Source organism: Brevibacterium sp. S111, from assembly GCF_004745075.1.
GTDB lineage: Bacteria > Actinomycetota > Actinomycetes > Actinomycetales > Brevibacteriaceae > Brevibacterium.
In genome coordinates this window covers 1-21,178 of record NZ_RHFH01000026.1, presented here as the reverse complement: position 1 = coordinate 21,178, position 21,178 = coordinate 1, and the positions used below count along the sequence as shown (strand labels likewise).

14 protein-coding genes are annotated in these 21,178 nt (G+C 59.7%); 4 read left to right on the top strand and 10 right to left on the bottom strand.

Going from position 1 to position 21,178, the window contains the following annotated elements; genetic code table 11:
• Nucleotides 1-253 precede the first annotated feature (253 nt).
• Complete coding sequence (locus EB836_RS17475) at nucleotides 254-2,287, bottom strand: AarF/UbiB family protein (RefSeq protein ID WP_240690145.1); 2,034 nt, start codon at nucleotides 2,285-2,287, stop codon at nucleotides 254-256.
• 113 nt (nucleotides 2,288-2,400) lie between these two features.
• On the opposite strand from EB836_RS17475, the gene EB836_RS17470 reads away from it, so the two are divergent.
• From EB836_RS17470 to EB836_RS17460, 3 genes are read left to right on the top strand one after another with little or no spacing between them, the layout of a single operon-like run.
• Nucleotides 2,401-2,700: a hypothetical protein gene (locus EB836_RS17470; RefSeq protein ID WP_205683410.1), complete on the top strand. Its 300-nt coding sequence runs from the start codon at nucleotides 2,401-2,403 to the stop codon at nucleotides 2,698-2,700.
• The gene (locus tag EB836_RS17465; protein WP_069600377.1) at nucleotides 2,697-3,122 is read left to right on the top strand and encodes a type II toxin-antitoxin system VapC family toxin; all 426 of its coding nucleotides are present in this window, start codon (nucleotides 2,697-2,699) and stop codon (nucleotides 3,120-3,122) included. The genes EB836_RS17470 and EB836_RS17465 overlap by 4 nt, the downstream gene beginning before the upstream one ends.
• Before the next feature lie 30 nt (nucleotides 3,123-3,152).
• Complete coding sequence (locus EB836_RS17460) at nucleotides 3,153-3,806, top strand: hypothetical protein (protein ID WP_135542687.1); 654 nt, start codon at nucleotides 3,153-3,155, stop codon at nucleotides 3,804-3,806.
• Between the two features lie 195 nt (nucleotides 3,807-4,001).
• Here EB836_RS17460 and dctP read toward each other — a convergent pair whose 3' ends face one another.
• The 3 genes from dctP to EB836_RS17440 form a co-directional block, all read right to left on the bottom strand.
• Nucleotides 4,002-5,279: a TRAP transporter substrate-binding protein DctP gene (gene dctP, locus EB836_RS17455; RefSeq protein WP_135542685.1), complete on the bottom strand. Its 1,278-nt coding sequence runs from the start codon at nucleotides 5,277-5,279 to the stop codon at nucleotides 4,002-4,004.
• A gap of 141 nt (nucleotides 5,280-5,420) precedes the next feature.
• Nucleotides 5,421-7,514, bottom strand: a complete 2,094-nt coding sequence (locus EB836_RS17450; protein ID WP_240690143.1) for a TRAP transporter large permease subunit — start codon at nucleotides 7,512-7,514, stop codon at nucleotides 5,421-5,423.
• Nucleotides 7,514-8,551 carry a LysR family transcriptional regulator gene (locus EB836_RS17440; protein ID WP_240690142.1) on the bottom strand — a complete coding sequence of 346 codons (1,038 nt, stop codon included), beginning with the start codon at nucleotides 8,549-8,551 and terminating at the stop codon, nucleotides 7,514-7,516. Before EB836_RS17440 ends, EB836_RS17450 begins: the two co-directional genes overlap by 1 nt.
• On the opposite strand from EB836_RS17440, the gene EB836_RS17435 reads away from it, so the two are divergent.
• On the top strand, nucleotides 8,531-9,361 hold the full coding sequence (locus tag EB836_RS17435; protein ID WP_240690141.1) for an amino acid racemase: 831 nt from the start codon (nucleotides 8,531-8,533) through the stop codon (nucleotides 9,359-9,361). The two genes, EB836_RS17440 and EB836_RS17435, sit on opposite strands and share 21 nt — an antisense overlap.
• A gap of 59 nt (nucleotides 9,362-9,420) precedes the next feature.
• Here EB836_RS17435 and EB836_RS17430 read toward each other — a convergent pair whose 3' ends face one another.
• The 6 genes from EB836_RS17430 to pheS all read right to left on the bottom strand — a co-directional run bounded on the left by EB836_RS17430 (nucleotide 9,421) and on the right by pheS (nucleotide 21,035).
• Nucleotides 9,421-10,677 carry a reverse transcriptase family protein gene (locus tag EB836_RS17430; protein WP_135542683.1) on the bottom strand — a complete coding sequence of 419 codons (1,257 nt, stop codon included), beginning with the start codon at nucleotides 10,675-10,677 and terminating at the stop codon, nucleotides 9,421-9,423.
• A gap of 140 nt (nucleotides 10,678-10,817) precedes the next feature.
• Nucleotides 10,818-12,110, bottom strand: a complete 1,293-nt coding sequence (locus EB836_RS17425) for a hypothetical protein (RefSeq protein ID WP_135542681.1) — start codon at nucleotides 12,108-12,110, stop codon at nucleotides 10,818-10,820.
• A gap of 1,807 nt (nucleotides 12,111-13,917) precedes the next feature.
• On the bottom strand, nucleotides 13,918-16,335 hold the full coding sequence (gene pabB, locus EB836_RS17415) for an aminodeoxychorismate synthase component I (protein WP_240690139.1): 2,418 nt from the start codon (nucleotides 16,333-16,335) through the stop codon (nucleotides 13,918-13,920).
• 1 nt (nucleotide 16,336) lies between these two features.
• The gene (locus EB836_RS17410) at nucleotides 16,337-17,236 is read right to left on the bottom strand and encodes an SDR family oxidoreductase (RefSeq protein WP_135542679.1); all 900 of its coding nucleotides are present in this window, start codon (nucleotides 17,234-17,236) and stop codon (nucleotides 16,337-16,339) included.
• Between the two features lie 168 nt (nucleotides 17,237-17,404).
• A complete protein-coding gene (gene pheT, locus EB836_RS17405) occupies nucleotides 17,405-19,990 on the bottom strand; it encodes a phenylalanine--tRNA ligase subunit beta (RefSeq protein WP_135542677.1) in 2,586 nt (861 codons plus the stop codon).
• Nucleotide 19,991: 1 nt separating this feature from the next.
• Nucleotides 19,992-21,035, bottom strand: a complete 1,044-nt coding sequence (gene pheS, locus EB836_RS17400) for a phenylalanine--tRNA ligase subunit alpha (RefSeq protein ID WP_135542676.1) — start codon at nucleotides 21,033-21,035, stop codon at nucleotides 19,992-19,994.
• Nucleotides 21,036-21,178: the final 143 nt, after the last annotated feature.

The window sequence follows — 21,178 nt, the reverse complement described above, 5'->3', positions numbered from 1 at the left end:
GCATGGCAGGGCCTTGGGTGTGAGGGATCTTGGAGAATTTCCATCATCACCCAAGGCCCGCCTCTCATTCATCACCGACACACTGGGTGCAGAGACCCTGCTACGCACTCTGAAACCGGAAGAGCCGCTAATGCGTTAGTTAACAGATCGTGGGTGGATCGTTCTCAACCAGAGACGGTCCGGGGCCGTCAAGAAAGGCAGCCGAAGTAGGCCCAACTTAACTGACTTGAGCCGATTTCGTCCTCGCTGACAGCTACCCGAGCCCTTCCCAAGTCATGCGCTGCCTGAGTGCTGGTGCGAGAACCAGCGCCGCGATGACGCTGCCGGCCAACAGCATCCACGCGCCGAAGTACGTGAAGAGTTTGAGCTCAGGGGCCAGGGCAGGTCCGAAGTCGGCGGCCATGAGGATCACTCCGCCGAGGATGAGCGCAGTCGAGACGATCACCTGAATGAACTGCTCGACAGTGGAGACAAGCAGATTCTTAATTGTCGCAATATTGAGCCCGCTCGTGCCGACGTCGAGCGTGCCGTCCTGCAGGTGACCGGCGATGCGCGAGATCTGCCCGGGCAGCTCGGCGATCTGGGGCGCGGTCGCTGCCGCGTAGAGCGTCATCTCGTGTCGGTCGACTCCCAGTCCCCCGACCTCACGCAGCAGTGTCTTGCCGTGCTGAGTCACGAGCGCCAGCAGGTTGAGCTCCGGCACGAGGCGAGTGATTGACCCTTCGAGGGTGCTGATGGCACGGAACGCCGTCGCAACTGAAGCCGGCATCGGGAAACCGAAATCGACCACGAAGTCGATGAGCTCACCGAACAACGCAGCTGAGGTCGAGCCAGGGGCGCCATCGCCATACTTGAGCATGATCTGCCCGATTTCACGCTGCAGCTCCCGCAGGTTCACCTCGCTCGGTGTGCCGAGCAGTTCGAGGATGGCCGCGGTCGCGGCCTGCGAGTTTTGCGAGTCGAAGGCCATGAGCAGCAGTGCGATGGCTCGGCGGTCGCGTTTGTCGATGCGGCCGACGGCGCCGAAGTCGACGAGGCCGGCACGGCCGGCGCTTGAGACGACGATGTTTCCGGGGTGGAGGTCGGCGTGGAAGATGCCCTTTCCGAGCACCTGGCGGACGACCATGAGGAAGAGGTCCTGGGCGATCTCTCTGCGCGCGATGTCGGAAAGCTGGTCGACCACCTCGTCGCCGTGGGACAGCGGGACACCTTCGACGAGGTCCATGACGATGACGAACTCGCCGGACAGCTCCTTGTACACGTGCGGAATATGGACGACAGACTCGGTCTTCGTCGTCGACCGGCCGGTCTCGTCGGCGAGACGGAGAGCCTCGATCTGGGCGAGCTCGCCGCGGTAGTCGAGCTCGCCCTGCAAGGAATCGACGAAGCTGCGGGCGAGTTTCGCGATGCCGATCTTCTTCGCCCAGTCGGTGGTGCGATCGAGACGGTCGGCGAGGGTGAGGACGATATCGCAGTCGGCTCGGACCTGTTTGCGGATCTTCGGCCGCTGCACCTTCACCGCGACCACGCGACCTTCCCAGGTCACGGCTCGGTGGACCTGGGCGACGGAGGCACCAGCGAAGGGTCTCTCATCGAACTCGGCAAACACCTCGGCGACGGGACGGCCCCATCTGGCTTCAAGCTGATCTTTCACCTCTGCGAACGGAACGGGCTTGACCCCGGCTTGGAGGGTTGAGAACTCCTCGACGAATTCGTGCGGGATCATGTCTCCGCGGGTGGCGATGAACTGGCCGAGCTTGATGAACGTGACCCCCGAGGCGGCCAGGGCGTCACGGGTAGTGGCGGCGATCTCGCGGAGGGAAACGCGCAGAGTGGGGATTCGCGGTCGAAGGTAGCGGGAGAGGCCGAATTTGATGAGGATCTTCTGGATCTGGGCCAGTCGATTGACGCGGCGGTACCAGGTAGGGATCTTCGGCGCGTTGCGGATGAGTGAGCTCAGGGTGCCCGAGGGCATGATGAGTTCGATCGCCAGCAGGACGAACATCTGGATGACGATGAACCAGGCGAAGAGCAGCAGGAAGACCATGATCGCCGGGAAGCTCATCGACAGGTTTGGGTATTGGTCGGATTCGGAGATGCCGAGCAGCTTGTAGGCCTGGAGGGTGATGGGCCAGATGGAGAGGCCCATGATGAGGGAGACGATGGTGTTGCGGGCGGCTCCGGTGCCGGTGAGCATCATCCGCCGGACGAGGAATCCGACGATGAGCGCGCTGAGGACGCCTAGTCCGATGGTGTAGAGGATCGTCACCCGCTTGTCACCTTTCACTCGTCTGTGGTCCTGCGACCCCGTGGGGCGTGGATTGCCGTGGCCGGCACGCTGTGGTCTGGCGCCGTCACCAGCCTAGTTGATCAGGGAGTGTGTGCGATTGAGAGTTTGCGGTGGATTGGAAGAACCTCTTCTCACCAAGCACTGTAAACGATATCATTGAGTTGATATCAGGAGGAGGCGTCGTGGAACAGATTTTGATTCGCAATCTGCCGGAGGGCACCAAAGCCATACTGCGAAGACGGGCGGCTGCACATCATTCGAGCATCGAGGCAGAAGCCAGGGAAGCCCTTGCGGTCGGCATTGCGGCAGAGGAGCCGACACTCGTTGATCTCATCTCAATGCCTACGGACACGCACTTCGAGTTCGAGCCGAAACGCCTCGGTCTGAAAGCCCGCAGCGCAGAGCTATGAACTTCCTTCTCGATACGAACGTCCTGTCGGCTCTGCGAGTGCGCGGTCGAAATCCGGAGGTCGAATCCTGGTCGAGTTCGGTGCCCGCGCAAGCCCAGTTTGTATCGGCCCTGAGCATTTCCGAGATCGAACGTGGTGTGACGGCGAAAGAACGCACAGATTCGCAGCAAGGCAAGATCTTGCGAATGTGGTTCGAGGAAATGCTCCTCCCCGGATTCGCGGGACGCATTCTCCCTTTCGATCTGCCTGCCGCCCGCGCACTGGGCTCATTCCGCGTACCCGAGCATGCGCCTCTCGATGATGCCCTCATTGCTTCAATCGCAGTTGCGCATCAGATGACTGTCGCAACGCGAAACACCAAACATTTCGAAGCGCTTGCTGGAGTCCGGCTAGTGAATCCGTGGACGGGGCAGTCAAACTGATCAGCTCGGGAGCATCACGATAGGAGGACAATGAGCTTCAGCACAATACTATTAGCCATATTAGGGTCCAGTGCTCTTTCAGTACTCGTGTCAAAAGGGCTCGACTACTTCAAGCCAACCAGACACGAAGAAAAACTCTCCTCTCTTGTCTCCGAATTAGAAGCTCAAATCAAGTTAAGCGAAATGGCCGAGTCTAGCCGTAATGCCAATGGCAACGAAGACTCCGATCTTTCAGAAGTTGTCACGTTACTTAATTTAAGCGCGAGAAACATGCTTAAGCAGAGGCTACCGCGGATACTGCTCCCTTCAGGACTGCTGCCATCTTTCGCGGTCGCCCTCACGGTTCTCGCAGCTACGTTTGCTCTAGTCGCTGGCGCAATTGCGCTCGGCGCGATCTGGAACTGGTCGCAAACGGCAACCACTCTGATCTCTGCCGCCATCCTACTTATCGCGTGCATAGCCACCGTTACGTTTTTGATGCACGCGTCGACGGTACGCGATCAGATTCGCGGGCTAATATACTCGAAACTCAAATACGGTAGCGTAAAAACAGTTAAACACCTAGTCAAGCACGACAAAAATGACAATAAATATGTAATTTTGCCAAGAAGGAAGGATCGATTACTGAGGAACTTTATTGGCGTGGATACTCTGGAGACCACGGCCTGGTACCTAAACGAATAGAGTCACTTTTCAGCGAGGACTCCTCGCACAGTAATCAGCTTCAGCTTGCGAACAGCTTGAGCCTTTCAAACTGTCTGTACGATTCTAATAGCTGGAGTATTGAAAGATTGAACCGCTCGGAATTTGAGCCGAGAGTTCAATAAACTCCAGCCCAACCGAGATTCTCATCGAAATGACAGCAACTAGCGTCCCGGATCACTCCGGCCGGTGCTCGGCCATGACCTTCTCAAACAGCTCGTCGCCGAGCTTGTCGTACGAGGCGTCCTCCGGGTACCACTCGTCGAGTGAGGCGAAGTCACCCTTGTCGTCGTAACCGAGCTCGGACACGGACTTTGCCCATTCGGTTCCAGCGGTGCCCAGCGTCTTCGGCGCGCCGTCAACGCCAGCCTTCTCAGCGGTCTTGTCCGACAGCGTCTTCGCGTACTTCGCCATCTGCTTCTGCACGTCATCGTCAAACGGCTGAACTGAACCGTCGTTGTCCTTCGCCTGCTCGACAGCCTGCGCCTTCGCACCGATAACGACCTCCATCATCGTGGAGAACGTCGTCGACATCGAGTCGAAGATGACCTGCTGGTAGGCCACCGGCAGCTCCGCATACTTCTTGCCCGCCGTGATCGCACCCGCCGAACGGGCAATGCCCGCGTCCGAGGCCACACCGATGTTCGGGGCGACCTCGAAGGTGCCGGCCTCGACGTTCGGTGCCAGCTGACCGAGATCGCAATCAACGGTTCCGCGCTGCAGCGCCTCATAGGTCTCCGGGAATGACAACGACACCGGAGTCGCACCCAGATCGGTCATCTGCTTGCCCGCCGCGGCCGAACCGACACGCACCTGCTTGCCCTTCCAGTCATCGAGCGACGTCATCGGCTTCGAGCACATCGTCGAATACCCACCCGCGGCGAGCATCGGAATGAGCGGGACGAGGTTCTTCTTCTCGAATTCTTCAAGCACTTCGGGCGTCTCCCATGCTGCCTGCACACCGGCCGCGTTCGCCGCCAGATCACTGGCCACCGGCGAGGACGGCAACGTCGACATGGCCGTGCCGATCGCGTCGAAGGCCGGGTACTCGGCCGGGGTGTATGAGGGCAGTGTGAAGGCGAGATCGACTCGTCCATCGGCCAGGGCGTCATCGACGTCGGCGTAGCTGGCGATAGCCTGGCCCCACACGATGTCGACGGTGATCTTGCCATCCGAGCGTTCCTCGATGGCCTTCTTCACGTCGAGTCCGTTCGGCGCGAGGATCGACTTCTCCGACATCGACGACGGCTGGAACTTGATCGTCACCGGGTCAAGGTCGGCCAGAGCCGCATCGATTTCATCCTGGGAAGCCTCATAGGCGAAGCCCTTCCCCGCGGAGTCGCCCGAACCTGATCCCTCACCGCCGACGGATCCTGCGCATCCGGCCAACAGTGCCAGCGATGCGACCGCCGCAATGGCCTTGGCGGGGCGTACTGCCGTGCGGATGCGCTTCATGGGACTCCTTTGAACGAAGGCTGAGAATTCCCTCCAATCATATGCCTGAATGAGGTCACCCTAACCATGAGTCCGCTCACACCCTGCGGCAGCCACCCGAACGACACAGTGCACGGGTGGGCAGGGCCACCTCGGCGAGGATTATCCGGGCATTCCCCCGCTCGTGCGGCTGATGAGGTCGGGCAGCCATTCGGTCATTCCGGGCACGGCGACCATGAGGATGAGGAAGATGACACCGACGGGCAGGAACCACAGCAGAGAGATGAAGATGTCGCGCAGCGTGACCGTGGCACCGAGGTTGACCTCGGAGTTCTTCGCGATCGAGTGGACGATGTAGGGGATGATGCCGACCGGCGGGGTGACCATGGCGAACTCGCCGAGGAGGACGACGAAGACCCCGAACCACAGCGGGCTCACGCCCATCGTCTCGAGGGTGGGCAGGAGGATCGGGATGGTCAGCAGCATCATCGACAGGGTGTCGAAGAACATGCCCATGACGATGTAGAGGACGATGAGGACGAGCAGGAATCCGATCCGCGAGAGCCCGAGGTCAGTGATGAGGCCGGTGAGGATGGGGGCGAGTCCGGTTATGGCGAGCAGGCTGGTGAGCATGGTCGCGCCGATCATGATGAAGAAGATCGCCGAGGTGGCCGCCACCGTATCCATGGCCGATTCCGCAACCTTGCGCCACGGTTGTTCGCCCCGTTTTTCCCACAGGCAGAGGAGCAGTGAGCAGAGCGCGGCCGCAGCTCCGGCCTCGGTAGGGGTGAAGATGCCGGAGAACATGCCGCCGAAGAGGACGACGAGAATGACTGCGAAGCCCCAGATCCCGGTCAGGGAGGTGAAGCGGTCGCGCCAGGTTGTTGTTGGGCGGGTGGTGTCGGTTGCGTATGTTCTGTCAGTGGCGGTCTGGGCGTTCTGGCCGCGGCCGACGAGTTTCGGGGCGACGACGCCGAGGGCGAAGATGAAGGCAGCAAAGCAGACGGCGAGCACGATTCCGGGCAGGGCACCGGCCATGAGGGCGGGGCCGACGGGGACGGAGGCGATGCCGGCGTAGACGACCATGAGGATCGAGGGTGGGATGAGGTTGCCTGTCATGCCGGAGACCATGATCGTGCCGACTGCCATGCGGCGGTCGTAGCCGGCTTTGAGCATTTCGGGGATGCCTGCTCGGCCTAGGGCGTAGGTCATGCCGATGGTCGAGCCGGTGACGGCGGACAGTCCTGCACCGGCGAAGGTGGTGCCGATGCCGATGCCGCCGGGCAGCCAGGAGAACCAGTGGTCGGCGACACGGTAGACCTTGCCGGAGAGTCCGGATTGGGTGAGCAGCATTCCCATGAAGATGAACATGGGGAGCACGCTCATCGACCAGTCGGAGACGGCGCTGAAGGGTGCGGTGGAGAGGATGTTCATCGTCGCCGGGATCCCGGACACGGCGTAGACGCCGATGATCGACGGCACGGACAGTGCAATGGCCACCGGGACGGAGAGAAAGAGGAGGACGAGCATCATCCCGATGCACCAGGCTCCGCCGATGGCGGCGGAGGGGCTGGTGAAGAGGCCGATCAGGCAGACGGCGACGAGTCCGAACCCAATGGTCAGCGCGAGTACGCCGGGGCGTTCGCGGCGGGAATCTGTCGGGAAAAGCTTCGTTGCTTTCGGGTGCCCAGTGCCGGTGATGTTCGCGCTGCTTGAGTCGTCCGGTGGTAGGGGTGCGCCGGTGAGGTCGGTGTTCTCGTTCACTTCTCCTCCCCCCACCTTGGTGCGGCGGCGGAGAATCGCGACGACGTCGAAGATGTAGAGCACAGCGAGGAGGACGAACACGACTGGCACGAGGTAGTACACCGGCCATGTGATGACATCGGAGACGTCGGCAGTCGATCCGATGGCCGTGTTCTCCAGTGCCTTGCTCAGCCCGAACCAGGCGAAGGCGATCGACACGAGTGCGCCGAGAAGGCACGCGAAAACCGTGAACACGGCGGCGGTGGCTGGCTTGGCCCGCTCGATGGCCATGGTCACGGTGATGTGCTCCTTCTGCAGCTGGGCGGCGGGAATGCCGAGGAGCGCGACGATGGGCAGGTACCAATATTCGACGATTTCGTTGGTGCCGTAGATCGGGGCGTGGAAGATCGATCGGGCCAGGGCGTGGGTGACAATGTGGAGCATCATCACGATGATCGCCGCGGCCGTGGTGACCGTCAGCCACCTATCGAGGACTTTGGTGAACGTGCTCATCAGGAGTCACTGTAGCCGTCGGACAAATTGCTGTTGGCGCTTGTACCGGTTGCGGCGCCTACTGCTTCCGTGCCGGCTGTGAAGTCTGCCCTACCGCCGGTCACGTCGGCAGCTCGCAATGCATCGATCAGGTCGACCACCTCGGAGGCGTCAGCCAAACCGTCCGGGATCAGCGCGGAGACTCGCCGGGCGCCGGCTTCTTCCAGCGCGATGGGGTCGATGCCCGCGATTTGGGAGTAGCGGCGGGCGCTGCGAGGGAGCAGTGCGACGCCGAGACCGTTGGAGACCAAGGATTGGATGGCGCCAGGATTGTCTGTGATGTGGCGGGTCCGGGGTTCGAAGCCGGCGGTGCGGCAGAGGCGTTCGGCAGTGGATCGGCACCGCACGCATCCCATGATCCACGGCAGTTCGGCGACATCGTAGAGATGTTGGATCTGTCCGGCCCGGTTCCACCGTTCGGGGACGAGCAGGTCGAGGTGGTCGGCACCGAGGTCGACGGTCGTGTGTCCGGGGAGCTCGGGCGGGGCTTCGTCTTCGTGATGGAAGAGGAACGCGATGTCGATGGCACCGTCGTCGAGCATCCGCAGTGCTTCGGGCGGTTCGGCCTCGGAGACTTCGTACGAGTGATGGAGCGGTGAGTCCGTACTTGTGCCGGCGTTTGTCTCGAGCCGACCGAGTGCTGCGGCCAGTGGGCCGATGACGAAGCTGGGGAATCCGGCGAGTCGAACATTGCGTCCGCCGAGGCCGAAGGCTTTCGCAAGGTCACTGCGCAATCCCGTCACCGAGGCGGCCACCTCGTTCGCGCGGATGCGGGCGAGTTGGCCGGCGGTGGTGAGCCGAATGCCGCGTGGAGTGCGGTCGAAGAGGGTGACGCCAAGGTCTTTTTCCAGCGCAGTCATGTGTTGGGACAGTGCGGGTTGGGACCAGCCAAGGACGCGTGCGGCGGCGCCGATGCTGCCGGATTCGGCAATGGCGCCGAAGATGAGCAGACGTTTCGGCTCACCGAGGTCGAGGGCTTGTTCGAACACATTAGCCATAAGCCCAGCTTATGTCAGAGCAATGGAAACTGGGTCTACCGAGCGTTGTCGGATCGAGTCAGACTGGAGTCGAGAACAGTTTCGGACGTCACGGAAGTCGACGCGATGAGGAGTGAGAGTATGCGCAGGATCGGTCTGCTGGGTGGCATGAGCTGGCATTCGAGCATCGAGTACTACACGAAGATCAACGATGCGGTGGCAAAGAAGCTCAGCGGTCATCATTCGGCGCGCATCCTGCTCGACTCGACGGATTTCGCGGACATTCGCGAGCTGCAGTTAGCTGAGGATTGGGCCGGGGCCGATGCCGCATTGGCAGCCACGGCGCAGCGCTTGGTAGATGGCGGCGCCGATGCGGTGGCGATCGCAACGAACCTCATGCATAAGTGTGCGCCGGCGATCGAGACTTCGGTAGATGCCCCACTCATTCATATCGTCGATGCGATCGCCACGATGGCGAAGCGGCAGGGACATTCGACGCTGGCGGTGCTGGGCACGAAGTGGACGATGCTCGACGGTTTCTACACGGACCGGTTGGAGGCCCAGGGAATCCGCACTCTTGTACCGGACGAGGAAACATGCCTCGAGGTCGACCAGATCATCTTCGACGAGCTCACACGGGGTGTCTTCACAGATGCATCACGAGAGCGATACGTCGAGATCATGAACGACCTCAAGGCACGCGGCGCGGACGCGGTCGCGCTGTCGTGCACGGAGATCGGCCTACTGGTTCCACCAGAAACCGCTCCCCTGCCGGCCATCGACTCGGTCGATGCGCATGTTGCTGCGATTGTGGAGTGGATATTGCCGTGATCAAATAACAGACACACAATAGAATTTCATCCAGAAAACCCAACCACAACGAGAGCGCATTATGAATCGATCAGCCCTAATCGCCCAGATAAGGGAGTTTCGACATTCTCCAATTCCGCGATAATACCTTGCGCGTATCTGCGATTAATTCCTGAAGCATATATTATTAAACCCCATAAGTGATCCAAGTATTTCAAAGTATTATCTTGACCATCAACCAAGCCGCCCCATCCGTTCGAAACCTCGGTCAAAGATCGAGTCTTTATCAAACGAACCTGCTTCTCAATATAATCGATAATAGACTTTCGAGGAAACAGTTCACCTCCTCTGATATCAATCCCCAACGCCCGCATCACGGAGGCACCTGAATATACGCGCGTCTTAGAGTTGTTAATAACAAACCCCTTGCCATTCGCCGCCTGTGAAACCGAAGCGATCACACGAGACTTAACAGATTTGCTCAACATTCCGGGACCGCTAATGACAATATCATCAGCATAGCGCGTATACACAATATTTGAATCAACACTAGACAACATCGCCCGCAGCCTTTGATCAAAACCGATCAAACAAACGTTTGATATGAACCCACTAGTGGGTGCTCCCTGCGGAAGCACTCGAATGCCTTTATCTTCGCAGTTCACTGTAAATAGACGAGAGTAGCAAGCTGCAGTGGAACTGGGACAACCGAGCCGGTCGACTAACGCTCTCAGAACCTTATCTTCAGTAATGGTGCCAAAAAAGTTCCTAAAATCCATACAAATCATCCAGCCAGAGCTTTTGTGAGGAAACATACAAGTCCTCGGCGAACGGCGTGGTCGATATGAGTGAGCCGCATCGGAAATGACCAGGTCAAATGAATCAAGAACTTCACGCAGTAGTAGACGATGAATAGACAGAAGCGAATCGTCGGGCGCATGAATTAGGCGACGCTTTCTCACTCGCCCCTTAGAACGCGTATTATCACTTCGCCGAGAGGGAAGCCAGAATCTCCTATAATGCATATCCGGGTCAGCAAATATCGAAACAATATCTGACTCGGCGATCGAAGAATCACCAAGAAACTCGCATATGTTCGCACTATCGCTGAAATCTGTCCACAAACCCCATGATTTGCCAATATATGATTTTCGCCACCGTGTTAAACGACCACGAAACTCCGAGTGCTCGAGACCATCCTTTAGCAGGATTGATTCCAACACTTTATCCAAAATCGATAGATTACGATCAAACACGTGCTCAAGCATCCATCCAGGCGTCGATCGCCCCAAGATTAGCCTGTCAAGTGCGAGTTTCAGTTTTTTCAAAAATTGCAAAGCGAAACTCCTCAAGAAATACGTTAGCTCAGTGCCCGTCAGCGCTTCCCGCGCTGAACGAGTGAGACATGATAGCGAAAATTAGCAAACGCACCTTAAGGTGACAGATGCTACTCGCGGAATAGCCTTTGCTATCCCAGCTATTTCTTGAGGAGCACTTCGATACTACCTCGGTCCGAACTAGCGTGCAACCGAGTTCCGCTGGGCTTGTCTCTTCTACGAATCAACGATGCAAGAAGATACGCCCCCGCGTCTGTGCATCTCCATACCTCTCGGCGATAGGGTATGTTCGGCCGGTAGGTTCTGCACAAGTACCCAGCTTTAGTCAACCTTTGCAGAAGATCAATCGCGGTATCCCTATCAATCGACGTAAGTTCCATGAGATCAATGAGAGTTCTTTGCCGCGAACACAACGCAAGGATATCCATCTCCATACTCCAATGGGCAAGTTCGAACCATTTCTGTGCAATCGTGCTGCGGAGCCTGGAGCGTTCGCCAAATATCCTTCGTACATGCGAAGTCGTTATTGCTTCGCCTTTCATTAGCACTTCATCCCAGTCTATAATACGCGTATCGCTTCTTTTGGAGAAGAGCGCGTCACGCAACTTCTTTCCTTTTCCAATAAATATAGGTGGCAGATTATTTGGTACCGAAAATTCTGAGACATATAATACCGCCGCCTGCTGATAGGCATTGGGGCTTATATTGGCATTCACCCAATGGGCCATTCGTCTTGCCCAAGCCTTCGGGAATGGATGGTGTTTAAGCGTAGGAACGACAGTATTAAACGAGAATTTATAGCCCCACTTACGCGAATGATTCGATATCAGACCAATTGCCTGGCGGGATATACACGAGACGAACAGTGATATTTTTGTATCGGCAGCGGCCTCAAATTTGGTAACTGATTCCGAGCACTTCATCGACTCCATAAATTCCATGCATTGCCGACCAGACGCAGAACAGTCCGCGATGACGACGATTTCGCTTCTGTTCTCCCTGTGCTGCATGGTGAAGAAGTGATCATTGACTAGATGACATGTGGTACCTTCTACCGGCTTTTCGACCAGTTTACGTATCAATCCAAATGTAATATTTTCGCTTCCCGAACTAGCGCCAGATAGATCTTCGGTCGCAAAATCCTCTCCATAGATTGGAATCGCGGATTTATCTGACATTTTCCTTTTCAGGTCGTTCCTCTTCGCAACAGGAATCATTCCGATGCGAATTTGCCCATTCCCGTTCGTAGAAAATTTGGCGCATTCTTTTATCAGGTTGGCTCTAAATTTGTTTCGTGTTTGAACGTATATCAGTTGGCCGATTGCAACGTATTCGTCTTCGGCTATCCAGGCTTTGTCGAGCTTTTTGGTCGACCACCCTTTCGCAAGCTGGTCATATGATTTGCTTAAAAATTCGTTAGTGAGGTAAGCCAACGTAATTCCACCATTTCCATGAGTTATTGCACCGCTGCATGATTTGCATTTAACTTACAACAATTTCGGTGCTTAGACGGTGTTGAGTTAGTTCTTAATCACCATCGCATGCTTGGAGTCAAACTGCGGTCCAATGTGCGAAATTCCATGTTTGCCTTATTTTGACTCGTGCTGTCATTGGATATACAACTTGTCTGTATTGATATCATTTTTTCCAATCTTGCTGCTTCTTTCAACTTGATAGTAGCCGCTTTCGACCGCGTTCTATAGCAAAGTGCGAGCGCCCGACCCTCGGAAGGGTTTGGATAGTGTCCATAGAACCACGATTTCAATCGCTGTATTGGTGGTGGCCTCTGGTCAACTATTCACCTCAATGCTACTCTCGTAGTCAACATTATCCGAGGTCGCTCCGATATTGCGATGACTGCACCGTAGTCCGAACTGACCGCCGTATAGGCACCGACCGCGAACCCACGGCCGGCCGTGCTGAGGTGATCGCTGGCTGGTAGACATAGAGTCGGTTTCAGTCCCGGAAGCTATCACTGATTCGTCCGCTACTCTTTGCGCTATTGGGCGCTGGTCGGACGAGGAACGCTGAGATCTTCCTCCTCCAAGTTATCGGATGGCCCACGGACTATACGTTTCTCTAGATTGGCAGTTGGCAGATTGTGGAAAATTCGTAGAGGTGTTCGATAGTGAAATCGCAGTGCGCATACGCTTGGTCATTACCTGCCAACTACCCGAAGCTTGGGATGTGACTCTGCTCACACTGTACCGAAGGAAACTATTAGATGTAATACAACGCGCTACGTTACTCTTACACTAACAATGGTTTCGAATTGGACGCTACCGCGTCAGTTCAGGGTGGCCCCAGGTCTGCTCTTTACGGTTCCGGGACGATCGGCGCAAACATTCAGGCGCAGTCACTCTTGGGGCTTTCTGTCAGTGAAGTCAGGATTTCCTTATAGTGGACATAACTGGGACTTTGTCCTTTCAAGGAATCGATTGAACCGTTCGGTCCTCTCGATCCGACTCAGACGCAATTTGAGTTCGTTCGGTGGGGTCGGATTGGGAAGTTGAAGCCGATGTTGTGACGCTCTCACATCGACTACCTCACGGACCCGCCGGACGCCGCTCGCCGCATTGACAAGCCAAACGTCGCGCTGAACTATGGAGGAGTGATGTATTCGCTTGTATTCAACCGGGATCGATTGAGCACAAGCTTCGTCGCGAATTACCGCCGAGGTCACCCCCGTCAACGCACCTAGGGAAGGATCCGGCAGACAAAGTGTGCCCCCGTCCCACCACATAAGGCTAGTCGTCGCACCCTCGATAATATAGCCGTCTTCGCTGAGTAGGAGCACTTCGTCGCAGTCGTATTCTTCTCGAGCCTGTTTTCGCAGTTGCTCAAGCAATGCGATGTCCGGCCCCTTACGCCCAGGTGTGCTGCGCGGATCGGAATACGAGGGGATGAGGACTCGCAGTTTACGCGTCCGCGGCGGTGCTGGCCGCAATCGGAACGCCAACATTCGAGAGCCCCCCGTTGCCTGCTCTAGAACGTCTACTCGCGGGAACCACTCCCCTGTCTTCGGGATCTTCTCAATGACCGATGCCCAGAGTTCAGCAGAAACCAGAGCACCAACACCCACCTGCCCAGCAGTATCGGCGAATCTTGCTTGATGACGGTCGAACGCCCTCACTCGTCCGTCTACGACCAACCACGAATCCGCCGCCAGCAGCGTCCACTTGTCGACGTCCTCCGGTGGCTTCTCGAACCGAGACTCCTGCGAGTTCCATACCCAAACGGTCATCGCTCTGCTCTACTTGCGGACGCACCCGTGTCGATATTGGCGGGATCAGCCACCTCGGAGGGGATCACGGTATGAATGTCCTCTCCGTTTTCACTACTGACACATCGTGTGTCAGCGAGGGCAGTCCCACCGGGGAGCTCGGCCCCGCCGAGCAAGCGCAGCAGCGGTGCCGCTTTCACCACCGTCTCCGCATACTCCTCATTCGAGTCAGACAGCGCGACAATAGCCCCGCCGACCCCGTACCGCCAAGTCTCGTTACGAAAAACGAGAGTGCGGATGACGACGCTGAGGTCAACGGCACCGTTGAGCGAGAAGTATCCGACCGCACCGCTGTACACCCCGCGCGCACCCGCCTCGAGTTCATCGATGATCGCCATCGTGCGCTGTTTTGGTGCTCCCGTCATCGACCCCGGAGGGAACGCCGCCCGCACACACTCCACCGGACTGCTCTGCTCGTCCAGCTGTGAGCTCACCGTCGACACCATCTGATGCACCGTCGCATAGGACTCGATGCCGAAGAGCGTGTCCACCTGCACCGATCCCAATTCGGCCGTGCGCCCGAGATCGTGCCTAACCAGATCGACGATCATAAGGTTCTCCGACCGGTCCTTCACCGAGGCGGTCAGCTCGGCCCTGATCGCCTCGTCTTCCTCGAGAGTGTCCCCGCGGGGACGCGTGCCCTTGATCGGCTTCGACTCCACTCGCCCGTTGGCATCGATGCGAAGAAATCGCTCTGGGGACGTACTGAGAATCGTTGCGTCCTGAGTCCGGATGAACACACCAAACGGCGTCGGATTGTCGTGACGTAGACGCAGATACGTCGCTAGTGCGTCCCCCTGCAGATCGACCGTGGTCTCGAGCATGTTCGTCAGGCACACCTCGTGAGTTTCGCCGTCGGTGATCTCCCGTTGTACTCGTTCGATGAGGTTGCGGTATTCATGTCGGCTATGCCGGGCCGATAAGTGTGAGCATGAGAAGTCGGAGGATGCTGTGTCTTCAACCCGCGCCGAGGTGGCGCCTGACTGAACGAGTTCACTGACGTCATGAACGCTAATCGCTTCGATCTGAGCGCGGATGTGTTGGAACCATTGTTGAGACGCCGCACGGCCCGCAGGTTCGTCAGGTTTGCGCAGTGCGAGCAGGTGGATGCGGTCAGTGTCGTGGTCGATGACGAGGGCGCGGTCGAGGAACATCATGACAGCGTCGGGCAGCTCGGACTGATGCTGGTTCGGCGAGCCGACCTCGGCCTTGAGCTCATAGCCGAGATAGCCGAACCACCCGATCTGAAACTCGAACGGCAAGTCGGTGCCTTCTGCGTTTGGGGCGGGCAGTTCCGCGTCTGTGCCAGTTGATTGAGCCTCGTAGGGCGCCAGCTCGATGTCAGTGTTGGAGAGTTCAGCTTCGAGCCAATCGAAGAATCCGGAGGCCGCAAAAAACGGCGTTGCTCCGCCATTGTTGACTGTTCCGTCCGGAACCGAGGCTGTCGCGACTTTGGCCTGCGGACCCGTGGGTGCACCCATAATCGAAAACCGTAAGGAGGCGTTGCCGGGCAGGTTCCCGTCGAGCCAGATCGACTCGGGCTGACTGCTGAAGAGCTCGGCGAAAAGTCGGGCGTCGGCAACTGTCTGCGGCAACTCGTCGGTGTCGAGAATGTATCGACGCGGTTCATCAGAACGATCGTCGACGGCCGGTACCTGCAGACAATCTGAGAGCGTCCCCGAGGGGGCGCGGAAGGTCGAAGGCCGCGGATCCGATGCCGTACACGACCCCGCGGGGACGTGTGATCTCGTACGTCGTGCGCACCACTCCGCCGTCAAACCAGCGAAGTTCCGCAGCAATGCCCGGACCTCTTCCGACGCTATCGATTCTGGGTGAAATTGGACTCCCCACTGCGGTCTCGTCCGATGGTGCAACGCCATGATGACGCCGTCTTCGGACCACGCCGTCGCCTCAAGCGATTCAGGTAGTTCAGTGACAGCGAGCGAGTGGTACCGCACCCCAGAGAACGACGATCGAAGGCCGGCGAAGAGTCCAGTGCTCCAATGACTAATCGGAGATACCCGACCGTGCCGAGGCTCAGGCGCATGGGACACCACTCCCCCGTGCACGTCCGCAATTCCCTGATGCCCGAGGCACACCCCGAGGACGGGAATCAGGGACTGCGCGATCACCGCGGCGCAAATACCGAAGTCAGCCGGTTTCTCCGGAGTCCCTGGGCCTGGAGAGATGACGACGTTGTCGAACTCGCTGAGCACGTCGAGCGAGAACTCCGCCCAGTCATTGGGTACGAGGGTCGGAGCATAACCATTCACCTCGGCGAGGAGATGGAAGAGATTGAGCGTGGATGAGTCGGCGTTGTCGATGAGCAAAGTCCGCAGAGGCCTCCTTGCCGCTGACGCTACGGTCTCGATCACCTCACCCAAGCACGAGTCGACGGGACGATTTCGACAGACCCGTGGCAGCCTCGGCGATCAAGGACTCCTCCGAATCCGCACCCGCACGGACGTACCGCCCGGTGAACGCGTCCAGCGTCCCCGATGCCAGTGCCAGCGCCAGGTCGGCGACCTGTGCAGGGGACGTCCAGTCGTCGCTGGTGCGGAAGTCGTGGACAGGCATGGACTTCGTCATCGCGGTCTCGACGACGCCAGGCGCCATCTCGAAGATCCGCAGTCCCTTGTCGTGGCCGAAGTGCACGACCGAGTCGGCGAGACGGAACAGCGACGCCTTCGATGCCGAATACACCGCATACGCCGGCGTTCCCTGTGCACCAGACCCCGAGTTGAGGTCAATGATCCGACTGGGACGGCCGGTCGCCTCGGCGGCCTCCATGAGCACCGAGGCGAACGTGTTCACCATGAGTGCGACGCCAAGGACGTTTGCATCGACGACACCCTTGATCGCCTCCGGGTCGGCCTCCCACAGCGGACCTTCGGTCGACTCGATGCGCCCGGCATTGTTGATAAGCACCTGCAGACGACGCCCCGTCTCGGACTCGAGTCCGGTGACCACGTCGCGGAAAGCCTTCACCGAGTCGATATCGTCGGTGCGCAGCCCGGCACCGGTGACCGCTCCCCCAGTCGCGTCGAGGATCTCCGCCGCTGCGGTCTCGGCATTCTCCGCCGAGGTTGCCGTGACGACCACGAGATACCCGGCCTGCGCGAACGCCTCCGACAGATGGCGGCCGATGCCGCGGGCACCACCGGTGATCACGGCGATCGTCTTGGACGGGACCGCGGTGGCCTCCGGTGCTGTGTCGCCCGTGGACAGGGTGGTTCCGTAGGGCAGGGTGTTTCCGTAGGGCAGCTTCTCTGACATGGTCACGGCTCCTCGATGGTGATCGGGTTCAGACGGTGTGGTGTTGTTGTGCGTGATGTGCGGTGCGGATGCTCAATGCTGCGGGGCTTGCCGCGGCTCAATGTGCGGGTACGGCAGAGCCCGGTCGAACCACTCTAACGGTTGACCGGGCTCTGCTACACACTGTTCTCAGCTGCGGACTTCGGCCCCGTGACGTTCGGCGGCCAGCTTCGTCGCCGCTTCACGCATCGCCGAGGCCTCATCGGCCTTGAGCGTACGATCCGGGGCACGGAACGTCAGGCGGAACGCCAGCGACTTCTTGCCCTCGGGCAGCTGGTCGCCGGTGTAGAGGTCGAAGGTCTCGAGCAGTTCGAGCTCCTCCCCTGCACCTTCGCGCAGCGTCGCGGCCAGGGTCTGCGTCGGCAGCTCGGCATCGACGATGAGCGCGACATCCTGACGCGACACCGGATAGGTCGACAGAGCGCCGTCCCAAGCCCGCAGGTCGTCCTGGGCCAGCAGCGCATCGAGGTCGATCTCGAAGGCGACGGTCCGCGCCGGCAGGCCGAGGTTCTCGCACACCTTCGGGTGCAGCTCTCCGGCATGGCCGAGCAACTGACCGTCGGCGAGGACAAACTTCGCCGCACGGCCCGGATGCCACGGAGCGATCTGGTCGGCCTCGACGGTGACCTCGAGGCCATTGACCGCAGCGATCCGGCGCACGGTGTCGATGACGTCGGTGGCCTCGGCCTTGCGGCCCTTGCCCCAGACTCCGGGCAGCTCCGCATTGCCGGAGATGATGCCCGCGTAGTGGTAGGGCTGATGCGGCACCGAAGCGTAGATCTTCTCGAGCTCGTCATCGCTCGGGTGGTATCCGGGCAGGTGACGCGGTCCGGGCCCCTCAGGCAGACCCGCCGAGGTGGACACCAGTCCCGCCTCGAAGAGCGCGACATCCTTCGCCCCGCGGCCCTGGTTGCGAACCACAAGGTCGACCAGCGTCGAGAGCAGGTTGGTGCGCATAAGCGGCAGGTCTTCGGACATCGGGTTGGCCAAGCGAACGTGCTTGCGACGCACATCATCGGCCTCGAGCCGCAGCTGGTCATCCCGTTTATCGTTCGTGAACGGGTACGACAGCACCTCGGTAAACCCGTCGGCAGCCAACAAGTTCGAGATCCGGCGACGCGTCTTCTGCGCTACCGTCAGTCCGTTGCCGGCCCGAGCGGCGGGCTGAACGGAGGGGATGCGGTCGTAGCCGGCGGTGCGGGCGACTTCCTCGATGAGGTCGATGTCGTCGGTGATGTCGGTGCGCCAGCTGGGCACGGTCACCGACACCGTCTCATCGTCCTTAGTCGACACAGTTGCGCCGATGCCCTCGAGCAGTGAGGTCACCTCGGCGACTGAGTAATCGATACCAACCAAGGAAGCGACACGGGCAATCTTGAGGTCGAGCACCGTCGGTTCGGGAGCCTGCCCGATCTGTGTGGTCGCTGGGCTGAGCGTTCCGCCGCCGAGTTCGACGAGCAGGTCCGCGCAGCGACGTGCGGCCACAGGCCCGAGCCTCGGGTCGACGCCGCGTTCGAAGCGACGCGAGGCCTCCGACGACAGCTTGTGGCGGCGTGAGGTACGGGCAATCGAGATCGGGTCGAAGTGAGCGGCCTCGATGACGACGTCGGTCGTCTGGTCGTTGACCTCGACGTCGGCGCCGCCCATGACGCCGGCCAGACCGATGATCTTTCCACCCTTGCCGTTCGCACCGGCACCGCGGTCGGTGATGAGCAGATCCTCGGGATCGAGTGTGCGCTCGACATCGTCGAGAGTCGTGAACTTCTCTCCCGCACTCGCACGGCGGACGACGATCTCGTCGCCGAGCAGCGCGGTGTCGTAGGCGTGCAGAGGCTGGCCGAGTTCGAGCATGACGTAGTTCGTGACATCCACGGTCAGGCTGATCGGGCGCATGCCCGCCTGCTGCAGGCGACGCTGCATCCAGAACGGGGTCTTTGCCTGAGGATCCAGGCCGGTGACCTGAAGGGCAGTGAATTGGTCACAGCCGGTCACCTCGTTGATGGGGTTGTTGTCCTCAACCGTCACCGGGAAGCCATCGTCGGTGGCCGCGTTGGTGGGAGCCACCTCGGCGGATCCGATGTCGGTGAAGGTCTGGCCCTTCAGCTGCGCGTATTCGCGTCCGATGCCGCGCATCGACAGCTGGTAGCCGCGGTCGGGGGTGACGTTGACGTCGAGGGTCACCTGGTCGAGGCCGAGCAACCGGATCGCATCATCGCCGGGCTCACCGGTCAGGCCGAGGTCAGTCAGGACGATGATGCCGTCGTGGTCCTCACCGAGGCCGAGCTCTTTGGCCGAGCAGATCATGCCATCGGACTTGTGGCCGTAGGTCTTGCGTGCCGCGATGGTGAAGTCACCGGGCAGGACTGCTCCGGGCAGGCAGGCGACGATGAGGTCACCGGGCACGAAGTTGTGGGCACCGCAGATGATGCCGCGGCTGGGCACCTCGGGACCGGGCTGCGGGTCCTTCGGATCATCCTGGGCTTCGTTGTGTTCGGGGCCGACGTCGACGCGGCACCAGTTGACGGTCTTGCCGTTCGAGTGCTCTTCCTTGACGAGTTCGAGCACCCGTCCGACAACGAGTGGGCCAGTGATCTCGGGTCCGAAGAAGTCCTCTTCCTCGAGACCGACGGCTGCGAACTCGGCAGCGAGGGCATGGGGATCGGTCTCGGCTGGGAGATCGACATAGTCGGCCAGCCAGTTCAGTGGGACGCGCATATCAAGCCTTCATTCCGAAACGGGTCGAGAAGCGCACATCGCCTTCGACCATGTCATGCATATCGTTGATTCCCTCGCGCAGCATCAGTGTCCGCTCGATGCCCATGCCGAAGGCGAAGCCCTGGTAGACATCAGGATCGATGCCGGCGGCGCGCAGCACATTGGGGTGGACCATGCCGCAGCCGCCCCATTCGATCCAGCCGGGACCGCCGACCTTGTTGGGGAACCAGAAGTCCATCTCTGCGCTCGGTTCGGTGAACGGGAAGAAGCTCGGGCGCAGGCGGGTCTTCGACTCAGGCCCGAACATCTCGCGGGCGAAGCCGTCGAGGGTACCCTGCAGGTTGGCCATGGTCAGACCCTTGTCGATGGCAATGCCTTCGATCTGGTGGAAGACCGGGGTATGGGTGGCGTCGAGCTCATCGGTGCGGAAGGTCTTGCCCGGGCACACGACGTAGAGCGGGACACCGCGTTCCAACAGGGAGCGCGACTGGACCGGTGAGGTGTGGGTGCGCAGGACAAGACCGGCATCGGCGGGATCGACGAAGAACGTGTCCTGCATCTGTCGAGCCGGATGGTCGGGCCCGAAGTTGAGCGCATCGAAGTTCAGCCACTCGGATTCGATCTCGGGACCTTCGGCGACCTCCCAGCCGAGGCCGACGAAGTAGTCCGCCGCCTGTTCCTGGATGAGGCTCAGCGGGTGGCGAGCGCCGAGGCGGCGACGGTCGGTGGGCAGGGTGACGTCGATGGCCTCTTCGATGAGCACGGCCGCATCGCGTTCGGCTTCGAGCTCTGCCAGGCGTGCGTCGTGGGCCTGCTTGACCGCTCCCCTGGACTTGCCGACGATCTTGCCGGCGGCGGCCTTATCGGCCTTGTCGAGTGAGCCGATGGCCCGGTTGGCGAGCGCCAGCGGGGCTTTGTCGCCGGTGTGGTCGATCTTCGCCTGCTTGAGATCGTCGAGCGTCGTCGCATCCGCGAAGGCTGTCAGTGCCGCGTCGACGGCCTGCTTCACGGCCGACTCGTCCAAGGGGTCGAGTTCGTCTGTCATCAATGTCCTTTTGTCCGTGTCGATGGGACGTCATATCTATTCGCGCTCAAGTCTATCGTCTCCGGTGGGGGCGGCTGGGGCGGCGTCCGCGGGGCTGTCTCTTATACAACTCTCCGAGCCCACGAGACTCGACGTCATCTCGT